18 protein-coding genes and 2 tRNA genes are annotated in these 25746 nt (G+C 36.9%); 13 read left to right on the top strand and 7 right to left on the bottom strand.

The features are described from left to right. Nucleotides 1-75: 75 nt before the first annotated feature. Together M1V25_RS06175 and M1V25_RS06170 are read right to left on the bottom strand one after the other, a co-directional pair. Nucleotides 76-657 carry a tetratricopeptide repeat protein gene (locus M1V25_RS06175; RefSeq protein WP_116963777.1) on the bottom strand — a complete coding sequence of 194 codons (582 nt, stop codon included), beginning with the start codon at nt 655-657 and terminating at the stop codon, nt 76-78. Nucleotides 658-822: 165 nt separating this feature from the next. Next, nucleotides 823-3195 carry an MMPL family transporter gene (locus tag M1V25_RS06170; RefSeq protein ID WP_116963778.1) on the bottom strand — a complete coding sequence of 791 codons (2373 nt, stop codon included), beginning with the start codon at nt 3193-3195 and terminating at the stop codon, nt 823-825. Between the two features lie 189 nt (nt 3196-3384). Between M1V25_RS06170 and M1V25_RS06165 the strand changes: the two genes are divergently transcribed. The 6 genes from M1V25_RS06165 to htpG all read left to right on the top strand — a co-directional run bounded on the left by M1V25_RS06165 (nt 3385) and on the right by htpG (nt 12617). Beyond that, the gene (locus tag M1V25_RS06165; RefSeq protein ID WP_116963779.1) at nt 3385-4293 is read left to right on the top strand and encodes a D-alanine--D-alanine ligase; all 909 of its coding nucleotides are present in this window, start codon (nt 3385-3387) and stop codon (nt 4291-4293) included. Then, nucleotides 4290-5009 carry a cell division protein FtsQ/DivIB gene (locus tag M1V25_RS06160; RefSeq protein ID WP_498842725.1) on the top strand — a complete coding sequence of 240 codons (720 nt, stop codon included), beginning with the start codon at nt 4290-4292 and terminating at the stop codon, nt 5007-5009. The genes M1V25_RS06165 and M1V25_RS06160 overlap by 4 nt, the downstream gene beginning before the upstream one ends. Before the next feature lie 116 nt (nt 5010-5125). Next, a complete protein-coding gene (gene ftsA / locus M1V25_RS06155; protein ID WP_116963781.1) occupies nt 5126-6361 on the top strand; it encodes a cell division protein FtsA in 1236 nt (411 codons plus the stop codon). Between the two features lie 42 nt (nt 6362-6403). Continuing rightward, nucleotides 6404-7615, top strand: coding sequence for a cell division protein FtsZ (gene ftsZ, locus M1V25_RS06150; RefSeq protein ID WP_116963782.1), 1212 nt, complete (start codon nt 6404-6406; stop codon nt 7613-7615). Nucleotides 7616-7862: 247 nt separating this feature from the next. Further along, a complete protein-coding gene (gene polA, locus M1V25_RS06145) occupies nt 7863-10571 on the top strand; it encodes a DNA polymerase I (protein ID WP_498842724.1) in 2709 nt (902 codons plus the stop codon). 153 nt (nt 10572-10724) lie between these two features. Then, a complete protein-coding gene (gene htpG / locus M1V25_RS06140) occupies nt 10725-12617 on the top strand; it encodes a molecular chaperone HtpG (RefSeq protein ID WP_498842723.1) in 1893 nt (630 codons plus the stop codon). A 147-nt stretch (nt 12618-12764) separates the two neighbouring features. On the opposite strand, the gene M1V25_RS06135 is transcribed toward htpG, so the two are convergent. Further along, nucleotides 12765-14006, bottom strand: coding sequence for an NAD(P)/FAD-dependent oxidoreductase (locus tag M1V25_RS06135; RefSeq protein ID WP_498842722.1), 1242 nt, complete (start codon nt 14004-14006; stop codon nt 12765-12767). Nucleotides 14007-14199: 193 nt separating this feature from the next. Here M1V25_RS06135 and M1V25_RS06130 point away from each other — a divergent pair, with 193 nt between their 5' ends. Next, complete coding sequence (locus M1V25_RS06130) at nt 14200-15558, top strand: LbtU family siderophore porin (RefSeq protein WP_498842721.1); 1359 nt, start codon at nt 14200-14202, stop codon at nt 15556-15558. A 308-nt stretch (nt 15559-15866) separates the two neighbouring features. Here M1V25_RS06130 and M1V25_RS06125 read toward each other — a convergent pair whose 3' ends face one another. The 4 genes from M1V25_RS06125 to M1V25_RS06110 all read right to left on the bottom strand — a co-directional run bounded on the left by M1V25_RS06125 (nt 15867) and on the right by M1V25_RS06110 (nt 18326). Next, the gene (locus M1V25_RS06125; RefSeq protein ID WP_498842720.1) at nt 15867-16793 is read right to left on the bottom strand and encodes an AEC family transporter; all 927 of its coding nucleotides are present in this window, start codon (nt 16791-16793) and stop codon (nt 15867-15869) included. 3 nt (nt 16794-16796) lie between these two features. Continuing rightward, nucleotides 16797-17501 carry an HAD family hydrolase gene (locus tag M1V25_RS06120; RefSeq protein WP_498842719.1) on the bottom strand — a complete coding sequence of 235 codons (705 nt, stop codon included), beginning with the start codon at nt 17499-17501 and terminating at the stop codon, nt 16797-16799. Nucleotides 17502-18164: 663 nt separating this feature from the next. Beyond that, nucleotides 18165-18241: transfer RNA gene (locus M1V25_RS06115), tRNA-Asp, on the bottom strand. 9 nt (nt 18242-18250) lie between these two features. Continuing rightward, a tRNA-Thr gene (locus tag M1V25_RS06110) sits at nt 18251-18326 on the bottom strand. Nucleotides 18327-18666: 340 nt separating this feature from the next. Between M1V25_RS06110 and M1V25_RS06105 the strand changes: the two genes are divergently transcribed. The 6 genes from M1V25_RS06105 (at nt 18667) to purE (ending at nt 25424) form a co-directional block, all read left to right on the top strand. Beyond that, a complete protein-coding gene (locus tag M1V25_RS06105; RefSeq protein WP_498842718.1) occupies nt 18667-19827 on the top strand; it encodes an iron-containing alcohol dehydrogenase in 1161 nt (386 codons plus the stop codon). Nucleotides 19828-19939: 112 nt separating this feature from the next. After that, on the top strand, nt 19940-20326 hold the full coding sequence (locus M1V25_RS06100; RefSeq protein ID WP_498842717.1) for a hypothetical protein: 387 nt from the start codon (nt 19940-19942) through the stop codon (nt 20324-20326). Between the two features lie 186 nt (nt 20327-20512). Next, nucleotides 20513-21400 carry a glycine--tRNA ligase subunit alpha gene (glyQ, locus tag M1V25_RS06095; RefSeq protein WP_498842716.1) on the top strand — a complete coding sequence of 296 codons (888 nt, stop codon included), beginning with the start codon at nt 20513-20515 and terminating at the stop codon, nt 21398-21400. 64 nt (nt 21401-21464) lie between these two features. After that, nucleotides 21465-23051 (top strand): DNA recombination protein RmuC, encoded by a 1587-nt coding sequence (locus M1V25_RS06090; RefSeq protein WP_498842715.1) that lies wholly within the window; start codon nt 21465-21467, stop codon nt 23049-23051. Then, nucleotides 23038-24936 (top strand): glycerophosphodiester phosphodiesterase family protein, encoded by a 1899-nt coding sequence (locus M1V25_RS06085; RefSeq protein ID WP_498842714.1) that lies wholly within the window; start codon nt 23038-23040, stop codon nt 24934-24936. The genes M1V25_RS06090 and M1V25_RS06085 overlap by 14 nt, the downstream gene beginning before the upstream one ends. Then, entirely contained in the window at nt 24936-25424 is a 489-nt protein-coding gene (gene purE, locus M1V25_RS06080) for a 5-(carboxyamino)imidazole ribonucleotide mutase (RefSeq protein WP_116963795.1), read from the top strand. Before M1V25_RS06085 ends, purE begins: the two co-directional genes overlap by 1 nt. Nucleotides 25425-25746 lie beyond the last annotated feature (322 nt).

The following is a 25746-nucleotide window of genomic DNA, read 5'->3' as shown; positions in this document are numbered from 1 at the left end:
TGAGATGATATTGTATTTTAGTTGGTTCTAGATGGGAAGATGTGGTGTCTTTAAAGGCAAATGATTTTGTACCACTTAAGCATAGTTTTGCAATGAGTGTTGATATATCAGTTTCATCGCTTCAATATTACCTAAAACAGCAACTTTGTTTAACCAATAGAAGGCCTCTTTTAAGTTTGTTTTTGTATGGTATGGCTGATCTTCTGATAAATAAGAGCGACCTAAAAGAAACATTGACTCTGTGTTTCCAAGTTTAGCGGACTCAACTAAATAATCAAAAGCTTTTTGAGGCTGATTCTTTTCTTTATAAATCAGTGCTAGTGAACGATAAACGCTTGCTCGATAGTCTCTTGGTTGAACAAGGTTTTTTTCATCTAAGAATTTATCAAAATATTTAATTGCAGTGTCATAATTTTGCTTAACAGCAATGCCATAGGTGTAATAGGTGCCAAGGAAAAACGGTGAGGTTGGGCAACCGTTATTATACAGTTTTGTAAATGCAGGTACTGATTTAGCATACTCCCCGTGTTTAAATAGTGCATAAGCATCATTATATGCTTTAGAGACACAGGCATGCGCTAGTTGAAACCCCAAGCCTGCTAAAAGCACACCTGTTGTAATTAGTATTCTGCTTTTATTAATATAATATTTAGCCATGTGATTTCTCCTAATTGTAACGTGAAGCTGCATTAAAGCAAACAATTGCTATGGATGCAATGGTCTGATGCGATGAATACTGTTATGAGTATGAGGGTTGTTCATGCACTAGAAAACATTGGTGATTAAATACTGCAAAATAATTCACGACTGGCACGTTTTGACTTACTTAACTTTCTTTGCCGCTAATGGTGAAAGTAAAAACGCAGTGGTGATGCCAATAAAAACTGATAGTCCAAAGTAATGAATGGCGGGCGTTTGGCTAAAGGCTAATAAGCCAAATGACAAAATAGTGGTAATGGCAGATAGGGTAACAGCAAGCATGGTGCTATTTATTGTTGATTTTGTTTCGGCAAAAAATAATACGTAGTCTACAGCAATGCCAAGTACGAGAATTAATGCTAAAACGTTAAATAAAGTCATGGGGATATAAAACAATCCAAGTGTGGCAATGCTCAATAGCACTGCTGTGGTGGGCGGTAAGAAATAACAAAAAGCTTTTTTAAAGCTTTTATAGCGTATCAATAGCAGTAAAAATAAGGCGATAAATACACTGAAAAATAAAACACTAATATATTGCCTATAGGTTTTAAATACATTGGAGATATCATCTGCTTTGTTGACGAAAGTTGCAAATGGAAATGCTTGACAAATATTTTTTATCATTTTCACATCAAGTTTTTGTGATAATAACACAACAGAGGCATATTCAGGTGGATTGCCTGGTGCTTGCTGACCTAACCATAAAAATCGTAACTTTTGCGACACGGTAGAGTGTAACCAATCATCAATGGTTAATGGTTTAAATTGAATATCTAAAAGTGACTTCTGGATAGCATGTGCTTTTATCTCGTCTACGCCAATTTGAGCAAAGAAGTTTAATAGCCGATATTGAATGAAATATTTTCTCACTAGATCGTAATTCTCTTTTTGTATTTCTATATCTGGCAGATATTCACTAATGGCAATAACAGGTTCGCTTATAGTAGTATTTTTACGTTTGATGACTTCAATTAAAGCATGCTCATGCTGAATTACCTCATTGGAGGAACGACCCGTAACAATAATGAAATTGGTTCCTACGTCACTGCCAATAATTGATTTTATTTGTTGTTCATTTTGTTTTAATGAAATGGGTGTTGATTCTAAAATGCGAATATCGTCATTTATTTGAAGACGTATGATGCCAATCACAGCAATTATAATGATTGCAGTATAGATAAGCATGATTTTTTGAATTGAAAGGCTTTGCCAAAACTTAAGGTAGTAATTGGCAACTGTGCTAATAATGGGAATCGTGCTGTGCTTTTTAGGTTTCAACAAGTATGGGAATAATGCCACAACCGTTAAATACGACATAAATAAACCGCTAATAGCAAAAACAGCCAGTTGTCGTAATCCTGGGAAAGGGGCAACAGCAATAATAAGATAAGCGATGACAATGTTGATAAGACCAAGCGTAATTCCTGAAAAGATACGTTTTAAACCTTGTTTTGGCCGCCAGGCTTTGCCGCCGTAAAGTTGATCAGCGTAGTAGAAAAAGGCATAGTCAACAGAGATACCAATAAGGCTTGCTCCAAAAACCAAAGTGAATAAAAATACTTTACCAAAAACTAAATAAGTAATAACAAAGGCAAAAACAAATCCCATTGCACTTGAGAAAAGTGTTAAAAGCAAGGGCGATAAAGAGCGAAAACTCACAAGTACAAGAAGTATAATGCCAATTAATGAGCCAATACCAATAATTGATACATCATGTCTGGCACTATCTGTGCCTGCTTTGGCATAAAAAATCATACCCGTCATCAGATAACTTGTATTAGGTAATTGAGCGCTGATTTCTTGTTTTATTTGAGTCAACAGGGCAGTGATGTTGCTTTGATTTGTTAGTGAAAAACTATCATCTTTGAGCGTGGCATTGATCATAGTGTACCAAATACCATCGTTTTTACTCATTAAATGATTATCATGTAAATCAAGGAGATTAGATGGTTTGGGTAATGAAAAAATATAGTTTTGAAATAGTGAGAAAGGATCGTTTTCTAAGAGTTTGGAACTTGTAATACCAATCGGATTGTATAGGTTAAATAAGGCTTTATTTTCAATCTCATCAAAGCCTTGATCTTTAATGAGTCTAAGTTCACTGGCGGATAAAAGCGATAATCGATAAGGAAAGTAAAAGCTTGCCCAAGCTTGTTGTTCATCATTATTTACCCCATTAATAATACTTTCAAAATAGCCAGAGTGTTTGAGTTGTAAGGTAAATAGATCGGAAGCCGCAAGCGATTTTTGTTGATCTGGATTGCCGATTAAAACAATAATTTGTTTTCCCATGTTATTAGCAAAGCCTTCTGCTGCCTGTTGAGTCGTACCAGATTGATCAGTCCCAGGTAGAAGGGAAAGTATATTGGTATTAATCGGTAGCCCGCATGCAACTAAAACAATGAAGCCAATAAGACCAGAAATACTTAAAATTAGCCATAGCCAAAGTCGATATAAAAAATGAGGTTGCTCGTGCTTTTGTTTCAAGTAAGGCATTTATTTATTGTTTTTATCAGTGAAGTTTTACCATTATGTCATTAAATAGAGTAAAAGACAGTCCCTGTATTGGTCGTAAAATCTTTTGAATATAATAAACGGCGTTTATAACTGAAGAGAGATATATCTAGATAAATTGCTTTAATCTTACTAACATACGTAGCCAAATGACGTGATAAGGAGATAAGCTTGGCTAACGTAAAAGCAAAATTTGGTAAAGTTGCTGTTTTGTATGGCGGGGACTCAGCGGAGCGTGAAGTGTCTTTGCGTTCAGGCATAGCAGTAATAGAAGCTTTGCAAAATCAAGGTGTTGATGTGGTAGCAATTGATGCAACAGGGCATAAATTAGTCAACATATTGACCGAACAAAACGTTGATCGTTGCTTGATTATGCTGCATGGGGGTGATGGTGAAGATGGGCATGTTCAAGCTTTGTTGCATGAGCTTGATATCCCTTATACTGGGTCAAACACCTTGGGTTGCGCTCTAGCAATGGACAAAATGCGAGCCAAAAAGCTATGGCAGGCAGAAGGATTCCCCACTCCCAAGGCAAAGATTATTGATCATAAGATTAACGTGAATGGGTTAAATTATCCTTTGGCGATCAAACCAGTGGCACAAGGTTCAAGCGTTGGAACACATCGTGTAAATCAACAAAGTGAGCTTAAAGCAGCTTATCTAGATGCTGCTCAATATGGTGAGGTTATGGCAGAGGAATGGATTATCGGCAAAGAGCTGACAGTATCAATTGTCGATAATATCGCTTTACCTTCTATTTGGATTGAACCTAAGCTTGAGTTCTATAACTACGAAGCAAAATATACAAAATCTGCGGGGACCCGCTACCATTGCCCAAGTGGTATTTCTAAAATCCTAGAAGATGAAATCAAAGTGCTCGCATTAAAAGCTTTTGTTGCCTTGGGTTGTAGTGGCTGGGGGCGAGTTGATTTCATGCTATCACCTGATAATCAGCTTTATTTGATTGAAGCCAATACTGTACCAGGAATGACTAACTTAAGCTTAGTGCCACAAGCCGCAAAACAGTATGGTTGGAGCTTTGAAATGTTGGTATTGAAGATCCTTGAGAGCTCGTTATGAGGTTACGCTTATATTTTAAGCTTTTCTGTTTTATTGTCATCATAGTTGGAGTCGTGTTAGGCTTTGATTTCGTGTTTAAACAATATGGTGCACATTTACAGCAAGTCAATGTTCTTGCTAAAGGTGAGCTAGGTTATATATCTAAAGTACAGATCATCGACTTAATAAAGCCTTTTCAAAAGGATACTTGGTGGATGTTGAGTGTTAAGGAGATTGAGACAACCCTGCGATCTTATCCTGGGATAAAAAATATTAAGGTACAAAAAAAGTGGCCAAATGAGCTGTTGATTGAATTAACAGAGTATAAAGCGCAAGCTTATTGGAACACGTCAAAACAAATTTTATTAGAAAATAATGAGATAATTACGCCTAAATACTTGTCAGAAACACTCAGTTTGCCGACTTTTAATGGTGATTCAGGGGATATCCCGCTGATTGTAGATAGGTATCAAAAGTTGCAAGACATCTCAAAAGCGCATCAACGTGTGATTAAGCAAATACTTTATCAGGGTAATCAATGGAAAGTTGTTTTAGACAATGAGGTAAATGTTTGGTTGGGCAGTAAAAATATAGAAAATAAATTTAAACAGTTGTTGGAAAATTATCAAAATATAGCCATACCTGAGTCACAAAAAATTGAATCAATTGATATGCGTTATCAAAACGGGTTTGCGGTTAGGTTTGTAAAACCAATTGAAAATAAAAAAATAGATTAAAAAAATACACGATTACCATATAAGCAAGATTCAGTTTTACCGAATTTATGTTACATTATACGGCAGTTTATTTTTGAATCTTGCAAAATGCCAAAATGAAAATGAGTATTTAGATTATGTCTGAGGTCGTGGAAAAGAAAATATTGTGTGCCATTGATATCGGAACATCGAAAGTTGTTGCTTTGGTGGCTGAGGTAAATGAAGATGTAGAGCTTAATATCATTGGTATTGGAACTCAGCCTTCAAAAGGGCTTAAGAAAGGTGTTATCGTTAATATTGATGCAACGGTTAAAGCTATTCAAAAAGCAGTGCAAGAAGCTGAAGATGTATGCGGATTTAGCATAAAATCAGCGTATATTGGTATCGCAGGTAGCCATATTCGTAGTTTTGATTCACATGGTGTTGTTGCTATTGAAAACGCTGAAGTATCACAACGTGATTTAGATCGTGTAATTGAATCCGCAAAAGCAGTACCCATGCCAGCAGATCAAGAAATACTACATATTTTGTATCAGGACTTCATGATTGATAATCATAATGGAATTAAAGAACCACTTGGTATGTCTGGTGTACGCTTAGAAGCGAAAGTACATATGGTAACGGCATCCTCTAGTGCAGTGCAAAATATTAAAAAATGTGTCAATCGTTGTGGTATCAAAGTGCAAGATATTGTGCTTGAGCAACTAGCTTCTAGCTATTCGGTATTAACTGACGATGAAAAAGAGTTAGGTGTGTGTTTAGTCGATATTGGTGCAGGTACCACGGATGTCGCCGTTTTTGTTGAAGGTGCCATTAAACATACATCAGTCATTCCAATTGCAGGTAGTCAAATTACCAGTGATATTGCACATGCTTTAAGGGTTGCAACAGATACGGCCGAGCGTATTAAAGTGCAATATGGTTCGGCGATGAGTAATCTCGTTAAATCAGATGATGCAATTGAAATTCCAGGGTTAGCAGATCGTTTGGCTAGGCGTGTGCCATTGCAAACATTAGCCGGTGTAATTGAAGCGCGTACGGAAGAGCTATTTGGTTTGATTTATGAATCCCTCGATAAGAATAATTTATTAGAATTGATCTCAGCAGGGCTTGTGTTAACAGGGGGGGCTGCCAAGATGAAAGGCATTGCGCAATTGGCAGAAGAAATTTTTAAAGTGCCAGTGCGTATAGGTGGTCCCACAAATATAACAGGAGTGCAGGATGTGTTACATAATCCTGTGCATTCGACTGGCGTTGGTTTACTTATGTATAGTCATATCCAAGCAGAGGAAGGGCAAGTTGCGTATGATGACAGCTCAGAAAATGGCGGTGTATGGCATAAAATGAAAGGTTGGTTTGGTAAACATTTTTAATTTTTAGATATTGAATATTGTTATAATTTAAAGGAGCAAATAATGTTTAAAATTTCAGAGTCGCTAACAGATAACGCAGTGATTAAAGTGATTGGCGTTGGCGGCGGCGGTGGTAACGCAGTTGAGCATATGTTATCGCAAAACATAGAAGGTGTCGAATTTATCTGTGCTAACACTGATTCACAGGCTTTGAAGAATTCAAGTGCACGCAATGTGATCCAAATAGGCAGTGAGCTTACGAAAGGTTTAGGAGCTGGTGCAAACCCAGAGGTAGGTAAGCGTGCAGCGCAAGAAGATCGTGCACGTATTCAGCAAGCATTAGACGGTGCAGATATGGTATTTATTACAGCCGGAATGGGTGGTGGCACGGGAACTGGTGCGGCTCCTGTTATAGCAGAAGTAGCTAAAGAAATGGGTATTCTAACTGTTGCAGTTGTGACTAAGCCTTTCCCATTTGAGGGGCGCCGCAGGATGCAATTAGCAGAATATGGTATCAGTGAATTATCTCAAAGTGTTGATTCATTAATTACTATTCCCAATTCAAAATTACTAAGTGTATTAGGGAAAAATATTAGTTTATTAGATGCTTTTAAAGCCGCAAATGGCGTGTTGCAAGGAGCAGTACAAGGTATAGCCGAGCTTATCACGCGCCCAGGACTCATCAACGTTGACTTTGCAGATGTTAGAACCGTGATGTCAGCAATGGGCGTTGCAATGATGGGAACAGCAACGGCAATTGGTGAAAATCGTGCTCGTGAAGCAGCAGAAGCAGCGGTAGCAAGTCCATTGTTGGAAGATGTAAATTTGGCGGGGGCAAAAGGTGTGCTTGTTAATATCACAGCTGGTATGGATATGTCGATTGGTGAGTTTGAGGAAGTTGGAGATGTGATTAAGGCATTTACTTCAGATCAGGCAACAGTTGTTGTTGGTACAGTAATCGACACTGAGATGTCAGATGAGTTGCGCGTCACAATCGTAGTAACTGGTCTTGAAACAAGTGATAAAACATCTTTTGTCAGTAGTGGAGCATCCGGGATGCATAGATCAGCAAGTCCGTATTCACGTCAAAGTGTGTCATTCTCACAAGCATCTAAAGGACACGTTGATAATGTTGTAACAAGTTCAAATACATTAAGACGTCAAGCTCCATCGGCAGAAGCAACACCAACATCAGAAAAAGAGCAAAAGCTTTCAGCTGATTCAGATAACGAATATTTAGATATTCCAACCTTTTTGCGTCGCAAAGCGGATTAAGTTTTTAAAGTACCCAATGTTAGATTTGTCATTACGTTCTACTTTTATGGTTTTAGTTTGAAAGCTACTAACTACTTTCTTACCTCTGTGCACGATGATTTTTTAATTTAAGTAGTTCCTGAATTGGTTTTTGTCAAAACTGACTAACATATTCTTCCCCATGTACAGAACTTTCTTATGAAAAAGCATCGTCCACATAGAAAGGATACGTTATCATAAGTGATCTTTTTTCAAAAAAGTAAACATTATGTCAGATAAAAAAATTGTCCTTGTTGATGGCTCGTCTTACCTCTTTCGTGCTTTTCATGCCTTACCACAACTCACCAATAGCCTAGGCGAGCCCACAGGTGCGATATTTGGTGTAATCAATATGCTTAAAAAATTACCTGAGCAATTACAAACAGATTATATTGCAGTTGTATTTGATGCTAAAGGTAAAAACTTTCGCCATGGTTTATATCCAGAATATAAAGCTAATCGTAAAGCAATGGCAGATGAGTTACGTGCTCAAATTTCGCCCGTATATGAATTAGTCGAAAAATTGGGCTTTCCACTTATTATTGTGGAGGGTGTTGAGGCGGATGATGTAATTGGCACACTTGCGAAGCGATTTGCACAAGAAAGTTACGAGGTTATTATCTCAACTGGTGATAAGGATATGGCACAACTTGTCGATCTACATATTACGCTTATGGATACGATGAAAAATGAAACGACTGATATAAATAAAGTCGTTGAAAAGTTTGGTGTCAAACCCAATCAAATCATTGACTATCTGGCGCTAGTGGGTGACGTTTCTGATAATATTCCAGGTATCCCCAAAGTCGGTCCTAAAACAGCAGTTAAATGGTTGCAGGAATACCATGATATTGGTGGCGTGATTGCTAATGCTGATAAATTGGTGGGAAAAGTCGGTGAAAATTTGCGTGCGAACTTAAATTTATTACCATTATCTTATAAGCTTGCGACGATTAAATGTGACCTTGATTTACCTTATACAGCTTATGATATACAGCGTAAAGCACCTGATATTCATTACCTTAGAACAGCTTTTCAGCACTATGAATTTAAGGGGTGGTTGCGTGAGTTAGATAAGTATGAGGCAGATGATAACATCCAACACAACACAAGTATAGAAAAGCCATCAAAATTAGATTATAAAATTATTCTGGACCTGACTCAATTTGATGTATTGTGTGAAAATCTTGAAAAGGCAAACTTATTTGCTTTTGATACAGAAACAGATTCACTTGATACTTTTAATGCCCGTCTTGTTGGAATTTCTTTTTCATTAAAGTCGTATCATGGCGTTTATATTCCACTTTTGCATGATTATGAAGGGGTGCCAAAACAACTAGACTTTAATGATGTTATAGCGAGATTAAAGCCAATTTTAGAAAGCGATAAAATTGAAAAGATTGCCCAGAATGCAAAGTTTGACCTTAAGGTGTTAGCCAATGTTGGAATAACGGTTAAAGGTGTGAAATATGACACAATGCTTGAGTCTTATGTATTAAATAGTTTAGCAACGCGTCATGATATGGATTCATTAGCAAAACATTATTTACACTATACGACCATGAGTTTTGAGGATGTAGCGGGAAAAGGGAAGAAGCAGTTTACCTTTAATCAAATTGATATTGCTAAGGCTGGTTTTTATGCTGCTGAAGACGCTGATATTACATATCGTTTACATGAAGTATTATGGCCCTTATTACAACAAACTGAAAGCTTGAAAAAACTGTATTTAGAAGAAGAGCTTCCTGTAAGCTTTGTTATCGATCATATGGAACGCACGGGAGTTAAAATAGATATCAAGCTTTTGCATGATCAAAGTCAGTTATTAAGTGTCAAGATTGCTCAGCTTGAAGAGGCGTGTATAGCATATGCGGGTACTCAGTTTAATTTATCTTCGCCTAAACAGTTACGAGAAATTCTATATGATAAAATGGATCTACCTGTACTGAAAAAAACGCCAACAGGAGAAGCCTCAACGGCTGAAGATGCACTGCAAGAATTAGCTCAGATTTATGAGTTTCCAAAGCTCATCATTGAGCATCGCCATTTAACTAAACTCAAAACGACTTATACCGATAAGCTGCCTTTAATGGTTAATTCTAAAACTGGACGAGTACACACTTCGTACCAGCAAGCAATAACTAGTACAGGAAGGCTATCGTCAACTGATCCTAACTTACAAAATATTCCAATTCGTTCACAAGTAGGACGTGAGATTCGCCAAGCTTTTATTGCAGAAAAAGGTTATAAAATTGTCGCAGCTGATTACTCTCAAGTTGAGCTTAGAATCATGGCACATCTCTCACAAGATCTAAACTTATTAAAAGCTTTTCAACAAGGCTTGGATATTCACCAAGCAACGGCTGCAGAAACGCTGGGGATTAAGCCTGAACAAGTCACTGCTGAACAACGTCGTCAAGCAAAAGCCATAAACTTTGGTCTAATTTATGGTATGGGATCATTTGGTTTAGCCAAACAATTGGGTATTCCAAGAGGAGAGGCACAAGCGTATATTGACGTGTATTTCTCACGTTATCCTGGAGTGAAACGCTATATGGATGAGACCAAGGAGTATGCTTTACAACATGGTTTTGTTGAAACCATATTTGGTAGACGCTTATATTTACCAGACATTCATTCTAGGAATATGGCAAAAAAACGTGGGGCAGAACGTGTGGCAATTAATGCACCAATGCAGGGATCAGCGGCAGATATTATTAAGCGAGCAATGATTTTAATTGATAAGTGGATAGTAACAAACAAAATAGACACTAAAATGCTAATGCAAGTGCATGATGAGCTTGTTTTTGAGGTCAAAGAAGAAAAAATAGCAGATGTGACAAAAGAAATTAAACAATGTATGGAATCAGCTGCACTGTTACGTGTGCCATTAATCGTTGACGTTGGCGTTGGTAGCAATTGGGATGAAGCACATTAGCAACTTTACAAGTTTAAATGTGGTTTTTAGGTTTTAACTATATAATAGAGGGGTTTAAACATTATTCAAAACTTTATCCTTGAAATAATGATTTAAATACCCACTTGTTTGCGGTTGAAATTTGAAATAAAACAAACCCAAAGAGGAGTTTATATGTCTGAAAAGCAAGTTTATGATTTTCAAACCGAAGTCAAACAATTATTACAGTTAGTGATTCATTCACTTTATTCAAATCGTGAAATCTTCTTAAGAGAGCTTATCTCAAATGCCTCAGATGCAGCAGAAAAATTGCGCTTTGAAGCATTACACAATGCTGATATTTTTGAAAATGACATTGATCTTAAAGTCAGAATAGCTTTCAATAAAGAGGCTAAAACAATCAAAATCACAGATAATGGAATTGGGTTATCGCGTGAAGAGGCTATTGAACATTTGGGTACGATTGCTAAGTCTGGGACGAAAAAATTTTTAGAAGCTTTAACGGGAGATCAAAGTAAAGATTCTCAATTGATTGGTCAATTTGGTGTGGGCTTTTATTCTGCTTATATCGTTGCTGACAAAGTTACTGTAAATTCTCGTAAAGCAGGCTTAAATGCAAATCAAGCAGTCTGCTGGGAATCTAAAGCGGATGGTTCATTTACAGTTGAGGATATTACTAAAGATAAAAGAGGTACGGAAATCATCCTTCATTTAAAAGAAGGTGAAGATGATTTATTAGATGATTGGAAATTACGCCAAATCGTCAAGAAGTATTCTGATCATATTTCTTTACCTATCCAAATGCTAAAAACAGAATATGATGAAGAAGGTAAAGCTAAAGAGACAGAAGAATGGGAAACCATTAACAAAGCAAAAGCATTGTGGATACGCTCAAAAGCGGATATTTCCGATGAAGATTACAAAGAGTTTTATAAGCATATTTCGCATGACTTTACTGACCCACTGATTTGGTCACATAATAAAGTAGAAGGAAATCTTGAATATATTAGCTTATTGTACTTGCCAGAGCGCGTGCCATTTGATTTATGGGATCGTGAGCGTAAATCAGGTTTGCACCTTTATGTTCAGCGTGTATTTATCATGGAAAATGAACAGTTACTACCGTCTTATTTACGTTTTGTGAAAGGTGTAATTGACTCCAATGACTTACCATTAAATATTTCTCGTGAAATTTTACAGCATAATAAAGTGATTGATAAGATTAAAAAAGCAACGACAAAGAAAGTGCTTGATATGCTATCGAAAATGGTAGAAGAAGATAAAGAAAAATATGCAAAATTCTGGAAAGCATTTGGTCAAGTGTTGAAAGAAGGACCTGCTGAAGACTATGAAAATAGAGAAAAAATAGCAAGTTTATTGCGTTTTGCATCAACACATAAAGATACATCTGAGCAAGATGTGTCATTGGCAGATTATGTCTCACGTATGCAAGAAAACCAAAAGTATATCTATTATGTCACGGCAGAAAGCTTTAATGCTGCAAAAAATAACCCGCAATTAGAGGTTTTTCGTAAGAAAGGCATTGAAGTGTTGTTATTAAGTGATCGTGTTGATGAGTGGATGACTTCGCATTTAAGTGAATTTGATGGTAAGACGCTTAAATCTGTTGCCAAAGGCGATTTAGACTTGGGTGAGTTAGATTCAGAAGAAGACAAAAAGCATCAACAAGATACACAAAAAGCGTTTGAAAGCATAATTAAACAGATGAAAGAAGTGCTCAAAGACAAAGTAGAAGACGTTCGCATTTCTAAGCGCTTAACAAACTCACCAAGTTGTATCGTCGTTAATGATTATGGCATGAGCATGCATTTACAAAAAATGATGGCAGATGCAGGACAAACGATGATGCCAGGTATGGGGGGCAAACCAATTTTAGAAATCAACTCTGAACATCAGTTGGTTAAGCATTTACAAGATGAACAAGACGATGCTCAGTTTGCAGATTGGACAAACCTTTTATATCAACAAGCACTTCTTGTAGAAGGTGCTCAGCTTGAAGATCCAGCAAGTTTTGTTGGGCTTGTGAATAAGTATCTTTGTGCTTAATTTTAGAATAATCAAAAATCAGAAATATTGCAGCAATAAGCTCTATTTCTAGATTCCTTAACTTGCTCTTAAATATTAAAAATAACCACTAATCATATCAATGGCTATGATGGGTTATTCATCATGATGCATTTAAAGAATGTGGCACTAACTGACGTTAAGACTCTCGCAAACTTTAGCTAATATGTTGAGTTTATGTTTGGCATCAACGGCATAGTCATTGCTTTTATCCCACGCATAGCCTGCCAAAATTGAACAAATCTTTGCTTTTATTTCAGGTGGTTGAGTTTTGCTATAAATGATTTTTTGCAGATTCCCGTTATACCACGCACGAACATAACATTTAAAGGTGTTCACCCATTGCTGTAATGGTTCTGCAAATTCAGTTTGCCAATCAACAGTTTGATTACTTAATGTTTTATCTAATGCATTTGCAGCAAGAACAGCTGATTTTAAAGCAATCGTAACACCTGATGAAAAAATGGGATCCAAAAACTCTCCTGCGTTGCCAAGTAAGGCATAGCCATGCCCATACAGTGATGTTACATCTTGAGCATAACCAGTAATGTTGCGCACGGGTGTTGTAAACTGAACATTACTTAATATACGCTTAAGGTTGGGTGCTAGCTGAAGTAAAGCAAGTAATTGTTGTTCATTTGATAAACTTTCATTTCCAAGTAAACCAGGTTCCCCAACCACGCCGATGGAATATTTTTTATTGGATAAAGGAATTAACCAAAACCAGATGTCTTGCTGTTGTGGGTGGGTGGTGATTAAAATTTTATTTTGATCGAACAGTGATTGATCAACAGAGGTGTGGATATGTGTAAAAATAGATTTGCGCGGTGGAAATTCACTTGGTCGATTAAGATTTAAAAGGTTAGGAAGAATGCGCGAAAAGCCGCTAGCGTCAAGGATAAACCTTGTTTGATAGGTATGGCTGTTATAATTGGTATCAACAGCTTTAAGTTGATGAATATTGTCACCAAAAGCAACTTCAGTTACACGTTGTTGGTAGTGAATTTCTACACCATAATTTTGAGCTTCGTCAGCCAATAGTTTATCAAAAGTAGCCCGCTCAACTTGAAATGTAGTATTAAATCCAGGGCATGATTTTTGACTAAAATCAAAATCAGTATATGTATCTTTATGACAAAATGCTGCACCATTTTTAAACTGGAACCCAGCATTTTCAACCACGCCTAGGAGATTAGCACTTTGTAGGAATTCCATTGCTTGTGGTAATAGGCTTTCACCAATTGAAAAGCGTGGAAATTGTGAGGATTCGATAATGGCTACACGATAGCCTTTTTGCGCTAAAATAGATGCAGCAACCGTACCTGAGGGACCTGCGCCAATAATAATTACATCATAGAAAGTTAAGTGCATATGTTAAGAGCATTTTGGATAAGTGAAGTTAATGTAACGGATAAGAAAGTATTGATCTATAATTATTTCGTAAAAAGAATACTTTTATACTTTTCTTTTTTTTTGTCATCAGTTATCTTGCTTCTTGCAGGCTCTTGCTTGTATCGAAAATAATACCCAATTTAATAAAAAAACAGTAAGGGATGAGAGAACTATGTTGAAAAAACTAACTTTAGCTGTGCTTGCTGCTTCTGGATCGACGGTTGTTTATGCTCAAGATGTTAGTAGCAGTCAATCAACCGATAATCAATCGGTACAAGCACAAATTGCTGAACTCAAAAAAGAAATCGCCGCATTACAGGCTAACCAAGAAGCTTTGTCAAGCGGTAAGCAAACGGGCTCATCTGTGACAAGTGTTGGCGAGGATAGTGAACATGTAACTGTCCCTACAAATCAGGGGCAGATTCAGAACTTCTTATTCTCAGATGTGAAACAAGGTGTTGTTCCTATGGGAATGTTAAGCTCTTCTCAATTTGCACTAGGACTTCTGAAACAGCGTAACAAGTACAGTGACTATGGCTTGATCTTTGGTGGATATTTGGAAATTGATGCTCAAACTTGGAATGGTAGTACAATACCTGCTAAAAATACTAAAACTCCTACTGTTACTGATTATCAGTCGGGAAAAGGTATCTATATGACAACTGCAAACCTTTATACTGCTGCAAACCTTGGTCGTTATGTGACTACCGAGTTGACTTTAAGTGGTGATCAGGATAGTTCACCAAGTGTTAACGATGCACTTGTAATATTTGGTAATTTAGATGACTACCCACTCTATGCCACTGTTGGTAAGAACCGCATTCCATTAGGGTCTTTCTCAGGTGGGGGTCCATGGACAGGTTCATTAACACAAATGTTGTTTAGACCAGGTCGTGTCGCTAATGCGTCATTAGCATACTATCAATATGGTTTAAGCACTAATGTAACATTCTTCCAAACCGATGATCACACTAGTGATGTTTCCTATTCTGCCTTCTATGGTGGTACGGCAGGTGAATGGGGCTATGGTATCAATGGTGGTTATGTTTATAATGTAAATGGTACAGGCAATAGTTCATTTACAGGCGCTACAAACCCTGGAACAACTAAAACACGCATCGGTGCAGTAAACTTTGATGCAAGTCTAAGTTATGATGTCTATGGTGTGGGGGCTGGTTGGGCTCAAACGACGAATAAATCTAGTATAACAAACAACGGTTATGCTGGTGCATGGTATGTGCAGGCAGGGTTTTCTCCAGAGATCTATGGTCGCTCAACTAACTTTAATATCTCTTATAACGGTTCTTATAACACAAACGATATTCCAGTCACGCTAAGCGGTAGTGCGATTAACGGGTATAAGCCAACTAATGTTGTAGCAGGCACGGGTGTAAATAAAATGGTTGTAGCATCTGCGCAACGTCCATTCTTTACTGAAAATGTATTGCTTGGTTTGGAGTACGCTTACATGCACATGTACAACAATCAGCATGCTAATGCCTATACGCTAGATATTTCTGTGTATTTCTAATCTAATAAATCTTTTTTAATTCCCTTAACTTAAATTTATAAGCCTGCAAACGCAGGCTTATAAATTTCCCCATCGCGATCCTTTAAAGGATCACTCTATCAAGATCGATTGCCAATTGTGTTATCGCTTGTAATGCTATTTTGCTACCAAACGTATATCTTAAAATGGGGGAAAAATATAAAGAGGAAAGAGCAAAGCAAATGATGAATTGAATCTCAGCTGTAACGTGGCAACATATCAATTTCCACTGGAAGATATAAGTTTATGTCAAGAAACTCTGCCCCAGATATTGAAGTAATATCAAATTTTTATATGCTTACAGAGTTCGGAATGTAGGAACCAAACAAAGAAAAAATGAAATAGAGTGCGAAAAAACTCACAAAGCCAGCAATTGGCAGAAACGTGACCAGAAAATCTTTATCCAAGCCTTGCTCTTCTGCAAAAATAATTACCAAAAAACTTGGTGGTAAGCATGCACTAATCAAAATTACCATTTTTGCATAACCGGAAACATCAAAAAGTGAAACAAAAGCAAAAGCAATTCCATACCCCACTAGCATTTTTACAAATAGTGTCACTATAGACGGAAGCACATGTTTAGGGAAATATATGAAACGATATCCTAGGACAAACATAACCGCAGGTAAAATTAGATAACCAACGCCATTTAGTCCTTCGCTCAGGTAATAATTCATACCTCCAAAGATAAAATGTATAAGCAGACCACAAACTACTGAAAGGGGTATTGGACCTAAAAAGAAGCTTCGAATAAATTTAAAGGACATGTGCTGCTTCGTGCCATAATAACAAGTAATAAAATAATTGAAGGTAAAAAGAATAATTGCATGTGTGATATCAAAAACGAAGAAAGTCGGTAGCGCTGGAGATCCATACAACAATAACACCAATGCCAAACCAATACTCCCTCCCTCTAAAGACGAGAAAGCTGCCACAAAAGAACCAGCTTCTATAGGCTGAATTTTTCTAATCCTAATATAGACTATTGATACCACAAATAAACCCAATACAACGCAAACAGTAGCAAGAGGTAGTAATATTAAAGACGGTGAGATTTTAATGTTTGCCATTGCTGATATAATCATACATGGCAATAGTAGGAAAGAAATACTTTGACTAATCCATTTCAAAAATCGTTCAGAAGCCCATGAACGCCTGCAAGATAAAAATCCCAGAAGACCAGCCAATACAGGAATAAGTAAGTTTAAAATTAGCATTTTTTATACCGAGAATAATTGATAAAGAATCTCAGACACCCCGTACCCTGCGGGTTTTGAAGAGACGTGCCCCTTTCTATCGTACACTACTTTTTGTACGTCAGTTTTCGCATTTGAAACGGTACAAGGTATAATTCGACTGTCAGCGAGGAGTCCTATATCATTTTCACCATCCCCCACATAGTAGATTTCAGCATCTTGCGGCAAATATTGGAGCAAGTTAACTTTATCTATTCTTGGTGGCACGATATCTAAACCACCATCGCCATCTGGGTAGGAATAAACACAAAGGTCCCATCCTTCTTCACTAATGAAGTCTTTGATTTTTTTTTCAGCTATCAAGACTTGAGAACCGAATTTTTTAGACCAAATAGATCGCTTTGGTTCTTCTCTGTAGGGAGGTAAATTTAATTGACCAATTTTTGCTTGAAAAGCTGATAAATCTGCGTTGGCAGGCTGTACGTAATCAACTTCGTCAGAGGGTATAACAATATGTCCGCCATTTTCCGCACAAATCATCCACGTATTAAGTTGAATATCAGCAGCAATTTCCTTTAGCAAGGGATAATCCTTTCCAGAGGCAAGAAATAATTTCACGCCCATTTCTTCTAATGCCACAAATTGTTGCATTAATTTTTCTGGAATTGGGTATCCAGGCATTTCAAGTGTTCCATCACGATCAAATCCCACATAAATATTCTGCAACATAGCGCCTCCTAATGTTAATTTTAAAATATCTGTTTTAATGCCGATCACAGAACATTATCTGATAAGGTACTTTTTATGTTCCATGCGTAATTTTTGTTATTTCTTTCTACTCCGTAAATGCTACAGAATCTCTTAAAAATAAAGATTCTTTATGAGGGCTATCTTGCGTAGTATGGCTTAATGCAATTTTCCTATTGTTGTAATGCGACAGAAGGAACTCCTGTTTGCCAAGCATAGGTGCTTGCTTTGTCCTTCTTACGTAACGAATAATCTCTTTTGCCCTTTCAAAAGGGATAGATGCCCTCCACCTACCACAACGATGTCAACTTTCATAAAATCACCCTTACTCCAATTGTATAGAAATTTGCTATCGATGCGTAGATTATCCCGGCATTGTAGGGTTGCTAAAAAAATCAGGTTTAGTTCAGCGTTTGATACTTTACAGCCTTTACTTATTCGCTTACAAGAACTTTTCAAAATAAGTTATCAAAAGCGTAGAATCTATATTCCAAATCAGGTTAAGAGGGCTATTCAAAATCTAACAATGAGGTCGATATTTCAATTGATGGAAGGGATTGGAGTGATTCACTTCTACGAAGAGAGCTTAAAAAAGTTGGTTAATAGTTGTAATGCTGTATATGGGGATATTTTTTCTTTAATATATGGCGGAATGGACGGGACTCGAACCCGCGACCCCCTGCGTGACAGGCAGGTATTCTAACCAACTGAACTACCACTCCGCGATTTTATGGTGCCGACACCAGGACTTGAACCCGGAACCTGCCGATTACAAGTCGGCTGCTCTACCAGTTGAGCCATGTCGGCAACAAGATGGCATTCTATAGATTTCAGAATATAAGTCAACAGGTGAGTTTCAAAAAAAACATAAAAAATTTGAAGTTTAAGAGCTCGTTGAAGATCGGAATTATTGAGGTTAAATTCGAGATTGAATATAAGTTTTTTTATTTTTTAACGGATTGTATATGAACATGAATATTCCTTATAAAGTTTAAACGCAAGCTGGATTTCGCATTTTCCAGTGTAGCATTTTGGAATGATTGAAATAATTGTTTTTAACAAAGAATAATAGTTTACCGAGGCTTTGAAATAGCAGTGCATAGGTATATACTTGCTTACTAAAGTTTGACAAAAAGGAGGAAATAACATGGATAACTTTATTTATTACAATCCAACGTGCATTTTTTTTGGAAAGGGTGAAATTAAACAACTGGCAACAGCAATTGATCGAAAACTTAAGGTGTTGCTTGTCTATGGTGGTGGCAGCATTAAAGTTAATCGCGTTTATGACCAAGTCATGAATGCGTTAAAAGCACATCAAGTTTTCGAGTTTTCAGGGATTGAACCAAATCCTGAATACGAAACTTGTATGAAGGTAGTGGAATATATTCATGTCAATAACGTTGATTTTATTTTGGCTGTTGGCGGTGGTTCGGTAATTGACGCAGTCAAATTTATCGTTGCAGCTGCAAAATTTAAAGGAGATCCTTGGGATATTTTAGCTAAAAATGCAGATATCACTGAAGCCTTGCCTTTTGGTTCAGTATTAACCTTACCTGCAACTGGTTCTGAGATGAATAATAATTCAGTCATTTCTCGTCGTGCGTTCAATAAAAAACTTTTTTTCTCACATGATAAAGTTTATCCCGTATTCTCAATCCTTGATCCAGAGACAACATATACCTTGCCATCAAGACAAGTAGCAAATGGAATAGTCGATGCTTTTGTTCATGTAATGGAACAATATTTAACCTACCCACAGAATGCACCTTTGCAAGATAGATTTGCTGAAGGAATCTTGCAAACGTTAATTGAAGAAGGGCAAAAAGTACTTATTAACCCACATAATTACGATGTGCGCGCTAACATTATGTGGGCAGCAGCTCTGGCCTTAAACACACTTATTGAAAAGGGTGTTAAAACAGATTGGGCAACGCATATGATTGGTCATGAATTAACAGCGATTTATGGTTTGGATCACGCACAAACCTTAGCCATTATTTTGCCGAGTGTAATGAAGTATAAGCGTGATAAGAAAGCTGATAAACTTGTCCAATATGCTGAGCGTGTTTGGGGTGTTGATAAAGCATTATCAAGTGAACAAAAAATCAATTTGGGAATAGAGAAAACGCGAGCTTTTTTTGAGAAGATGGGCAATCCTACTACGATCAGTGCATACAGCTTAAGTAAAGGTAAATTTGATGCCATTATAGAAAATTTAAGGCAAAATGGCAGATTTCAACTTGGTGAACGTCAAGATATTACGCTCGAAGATAGTCGTAAAATCCTTGAAATGAGCTTTGAGTAATATTTTTTGTGATAACACACTAGTCAGCCCCCTTATTTTTGCATTAAACTTTTAGTTGGAAAAGTTTAATGAAGCCTTCTGTAAATAACAGGAGAAGCAAAAAGGAGTTTATATGACCACAGTGATAAGACCAAAACGAGTGTATGCAGCCATTTGGATGCTCTATGCAGCAAGTATTCTTGGGCTTTTAGATTTGTTGACTTCATCAACTTTAATTATTCAGCCTGAGAATTTGATCTGGCTTGATGTCATCGCTTATCTTGTAATGATGGGAGCCGCTTTTGTGATTAGTTTAGGAGTAAAAGCTGCTAAAGTCGTTTATATTATTCTCGCTCTGATGTGGTATTTAGCTCTTATCTTCTACTTGCCTGAACATTATGGTCATCCGCTTAATTTTTGGTTGGCGTTTATAGAAATCATCTTGATCATTGCTGCGTTTTATATCTTATACCAACCAAAAGCGATGCGTTGGTTTAAACATGTGAAAGCATCATCTTAACTGCTTTTACATATTTCGTGCTTCTGCCAGATAAGCTTACTGTGTTCACGAGAACGGGACACTCATAGCCACAGCTAACAAGGTAGTTTGTTTATCATCGTGTACAAAACTCATTGTAGCCGACATTGTCAAATCATTCATAACTGATATACTCTTGCTACATTCGTTTATATGGATTTATAAGCTGTGCTTACGTTTCAAGAAATTATATTTAAACTTCAACAATATTGGGCTGCAAAAGGTTGTATGATTGTTCAGCCTTTAGATATGGAGGTCGGTGCAGGCACCTTTCACCCGTCGACTTTTTTGCGTGCAATTGGTCCTGAGAGCTGGAATGCAGCTTATGTTCAGCCATCACGCAGACCAACAGATGGTCGTTATGGTGACAATCCAAATCGTGGGCAGCATTATTATCAATTTCAAGTAGTAATGAAGCCTTCACCAAAAGATTTTCAGGAGTTGTATTTGGGGTCGTTGTGTGTGTTGGGAATTGATCCTCTAGAACATGATATTCGTTTTGTAGAAGACAATTGGGAGTCTCCAACTCTCGGTGCTTGGGGTTTAGGTTGGGAGGTATGGGCAAACGGTATGGAAGTGACGCAATTTACTTATTTTCAGCAAGTTGGGGGGTTGGAGTGTAAACCCATAACCGGCGAGATCACTTATGGTCTTGAGCGTTTGGCAATGTATTTGCAAAACGTTGATAGCATGTATGATTTATTATGGGCAAACACTGCAATGGAACCGGTTTATTATCGTGATGTATTCCAGCAAAATGAGCGAGAAATGTCACAATATAACTTCGAAGAAGCAGATGTAGAACATTTGTTTAATGAGTTTGAGTTTTTGGAAAAGGAAAGTGCGCGTCTTTTGGAAAAAGGTTTAGCATTACCTGCCTATGAGATGATGTTAAAGGCCTCACATGCATTTAATATGCTTGATGCTCGCCATGCCATTTCAGCTACTGAGCGACAGCGCTATATCTTGCGTGTGCGTGCTTTATCAAGAGCTGTAGCCGAAGTGTATTATAGATCACGTGAAGAATTAGGGTTTCCTGTTTTACAAAATATTTAAATCTTATCCCCATATATCGTCTTTTATGGCATCATAGCGAGCAAATTCGCTAAAAGGGACAATTATGTTCAGTATCTTCTTAATTCTTGCATTTATAATCGGTTTGACAGTCGGGATCATTGTCATAAGACTAAGTTCAAAAGAGCTTAAGAACAAACTTAAAATACTTGAAGTTTCAATTGATGATTTAACCAGAACAAATCTGGAAACAGCAGTAGAGCTTCAGCAAAAAAAAGAACAAAACTTAATACTAAATACCGAGCATAAGCATTATCAAGAATACCAACAAAAACTCATTCAAGAGTTAAGCTTATTTAAGCAAAAATTTGAAATTAGAAATGATGAAGTCATAAAACTACAAAATAAATCAGCCACTGATGATGCTAAGGCAGATGCTTTAAATTCAGAAGTTTTACGTTTAAAACAAGAATTAGTTGAGCTTAAAAAACAATATCAAGAAACGATTGAACGTGCAAATAATAAACTAGAAGCACTCGGGGCAGAAAAGTCAAATTTGCAAGCAGAAGTATCTAAGCTTGGTAAACATATAGAAGCACAAAGCCAAAGTGCACAAGAGAAAATAGCACTATTGGAAAATGCTAAGATAAGCTTAACCGAGCAGTTTGAAAATTTAGCTAATCGCATTTTTGAAGAAAAAGGAGAGAAGTTTGTCAATCAGAATAAGCTTAACCTTGCGGAGATACTACAACCTTTCAAAAACGATATAACTGACTTTAAAAAGAAAGTTGATGATGTATATGTGCATGAAGCAAAAGAGCGTGCTTCACTGCAAAAAGAAGTCAATAAACTATTTGAACTTAATCAAGAAATGAACAAAGAAGCGAAGAACCTCACCAAAGCTTTAAAGGGAGATAAAAAACTGCAAGGTGATTGGGGTGAGGTGATATTGGAACGTGTACTTGAATCATCAGGTTTACGTAAAGGTTACGAATATGAAGTCCAAAATAGCTATAAAGCACAAGATGAAGAGGATAAAGATGTGCGTTTGCGACCTGACGTCATTGTTCATTTACCAGATGGCAAAGATGTAATTGTTGATGCTAAAGTATCACTTGTTAGTTATGAAGCGTACACGCGTTCAGAGTCAGAAGCAACGCGTTTAGAGTGTTTGAAAAAACATATTGAGGCGATTCGACAGCATATTAATCTATTGTCAGGTAAAGGTTATGAAGCATTGTCAGGGGTTAACTCTCTTGATTTTATTTTGATGTTTATGCCAATTGAAGCAGCTTTTGTTGTTGCATTTCAGCATGATGATGCGCTTTTCCACGAAGCATTTAAAAAACGGATTATCATTGTGACACCCACAACTTTGCTTGCGACATTAGGTACGATTAGGAATACTTGGAACTATGAAAGATTAAATAAAAATGCAAGTGAAATTACAGAACGTGCTACTAAGATGCTTGATAAATTTAGAGGATTTGTTGAGGATATTGAGTCTTTAGGTAAGCAAATTGATAAGTCAAAGGAATGTTATGAGGGTGCACTCAATAAACTCAGCAAAGGACGAGGAAATTTGATTTCTCAGGCACTACAACTAGAAAACATGGGTGTTCAAATGAGAAAAACGTTGCCTCAAGATATATTGGATCAAGCAGAAGTAGAACCTAATAATGAAGATAAATAGCTTTATTGCACATCGAGGTGCTAATCAGATTGCACCTGAAAATACGATGCTTGCATTTAAAAAAGCTTATGATGCGGGATGTAAATGGATTGAGTTAGATGTACAGCTAAGTGCAGATGACGTTTTATTTATTTTTCATGACAACAATGCCAAAAAATTAACAGGCATAGATGCAGATATTACTACTTGGCAGTGGCATAAGATTGAAAGTTTATCGGTGTTAAGCGATACATTTTATGACATACATGTTCAAGGATTAAATCGTATTCCAATGCTTAAGACATATCTTGATTGGATGGCTGAAATCACTGATTTGCATACTAATATTGAAGTGAAAGTAAGGCAGAGTTTTGATGAAGTTTATGAAGTGCGTTTGGTTCAAGCATTGTTAAAACTATTAGCAGAATATCCTCAACTACATGATAGGATTTTATTGTCGAGTTTTTCAGAATACGTATTGGGACTGTTAGCAGGTAGTAAATTAGGAATAGCACGTGAGTTTTTATTAGAAATAGAAGATTGGCAGGTTGCTCATCGTGATGTGTTTGACCGCATCAAACAATTATATGGTCTTTGGAATTGTGTTGCGCTTGGCATTAATAATGCTGTTTTAACTCTAGAGCGGATAGTGGAGCTTAAAGCAAGCTTTGGCAAGTTATTGACTTACTCAAATAGCAAACTTACAGATGAGGTTGTTTTACAAATGCTAAAAGAAGGTATAGATGGTGTTTTTATTGATGACTTAAACCTAGTAGAAAAAACATACAATATTACAAAAAATATAGGTTTTTTAGCAACAGGAGATGAAATTACAACTGGCGATGTACTTAATACTAACACTCCTGAGCTTGCCCAAAGGTTATATTCAGAAGGATTTGAAGTAGGCATACATTTGGCTTGTTTTGATAATAAAGATAAGCTAAAAACTAGTTTGAAATTCTTGCTTAACGAGCATGCTATTGTGATCACAGTAGGTGGCTTAGGACCAACAGAGGATGATAAGACAGTAGAAGCAATTGCAGAAGTTTTTGAACAGCAGTTGGTGTTTAATGAAGCATCGTGGCAGCGAATATATGAACGTGTGGCAAAGCGTTTTGGTAGTGTTCCTGAAAATAATAAAAAACAAGCTTATTTCCCGCAAGGTGCTCAAGTTTTGATCAATGAAGTCGGTACAGCAGATGGTTGTTATATTCATCAGGGGGATAAGCACCTATTTATGCTGCCAGGACCACCTCATGAATGTTTGCCAATGTTTGAAAAACTAGTATTACTCATTTTGAGTCAATTACAAAACAAACAAAAGCCAGCACATTTTAATTGGCAGTTGATAGGAGTTTCTGAAGCGCATATTGCATATCAATTAAAGCCCTTGGCAGATAAGTATCAAGTTGAGCTTGGATATAGAGCAGCTTATCCTTACCTTGAAGTTAAGCTACATTTAGCAAGTACAAGTGAAGGTACAATACAATTGGTAAACGAAATAGATGCGCTTATTGAACCATTTGTGGTAAGTAGAAACAAACAGTCTGCCAGCAAGTTATTAAAGAGCTATTTACGTTCAGGAGAGGTTGTATTGACTATGCAAAAAGACGTCACCAAGGGATACGTCTATAGTCATTTAGCAGAAATGATGCCTGTCTGTGAATCGCAACCTAGGTTATCTATTCAATTGCAAACGAATGGTATGACAATATTTTGGCAGAAAACGGATGCTCCAGTGGATGATCTGTCACTACTTGTTAAAGTTGAGGATCATGTCGATAAGCGTGAATTTGAGCAAGAGTTACATGTGCGTTTTAGTAATAAAGGCAAACATAGTCTTAATTTTGTTTATGAATGGATTTGTGCTCAGGTCGTGCGTTTAATTCAAAAGGAGAGGAAGTGATGGAGAATGCTCTTGTTGGTGTTGTAATGGGTTCCAAGTCTGATTGGGAAACAATGAGAAATGCAACAGAAACGCTGAGAGTTTTAGGTATTCCTTATGAAGCGCAAGTAGTGTCTGCTCATAGAACGCCTGATCTTTTATTTGAATATGCTGAATCGGCCGAAGTAAAAGGCTTAAAAGTCATTATTGCCGGTGCTGGAGGAGCTGCACATCTACCTGGGATGCTTGCTGCTAAAACACATATTCCGGTGTTGGGTGTGCCTGTGCAATCCAAAGCTTTATCAGGTCAAGATTCATTGTTGTCAATTGTGCAAATGCCAGCAGGGGTGCCTGTGGCAACTTTTGCAATTGGAAAAGCAGGCGCAATTAATGCCGCACTCTTTGCTTGTAGTATATTGGCTAATCAGCATGAAAAATACAATAAGGCGATAAAGACCTATCGTAAACAACAGACACAAATGGTGTTGAGTAACACTAATTTGGAGTAAATTTAGCAGTGTTGACAGGTGTGCTTGAGAGTCTGTTCATCTAACTGTGTAAATTTTTCATAATTCTAAATTCTGCCTTCAAGTTTGATTAAAAAATGAGGCATAGCTTCACTCCAATTCAAATTTATTTCTGTACACGAAGAAAAAATTACAAAATACCGACAAGCATTATTTTTTCTTGATTTGTAGATTTGCAATATATAAAAAAGCATTTCAATCGGTTATTACAGTTAAGGACTTTAAGTTACGTTTGAAAACTCTACAAGATCCATTCTAAGGTGCTAGTCAAATGAAGAAATCTTCGTGTACAGAGCAAATTTGT

The organism is Candidatus Nebulibacter yamunensis, assembly GCF_024208055.1.
Lineage (GTDB): Bacteria > Pseudomonadota > Gammaproteobacteria > Francisellales > Francisellaceae > Caedibacter > Caedibacter lacustris.
Note: the sequence above shows the minus strand (reverse complement) of the source record. Positions and strands in the feature narration are given on the sequence as shown.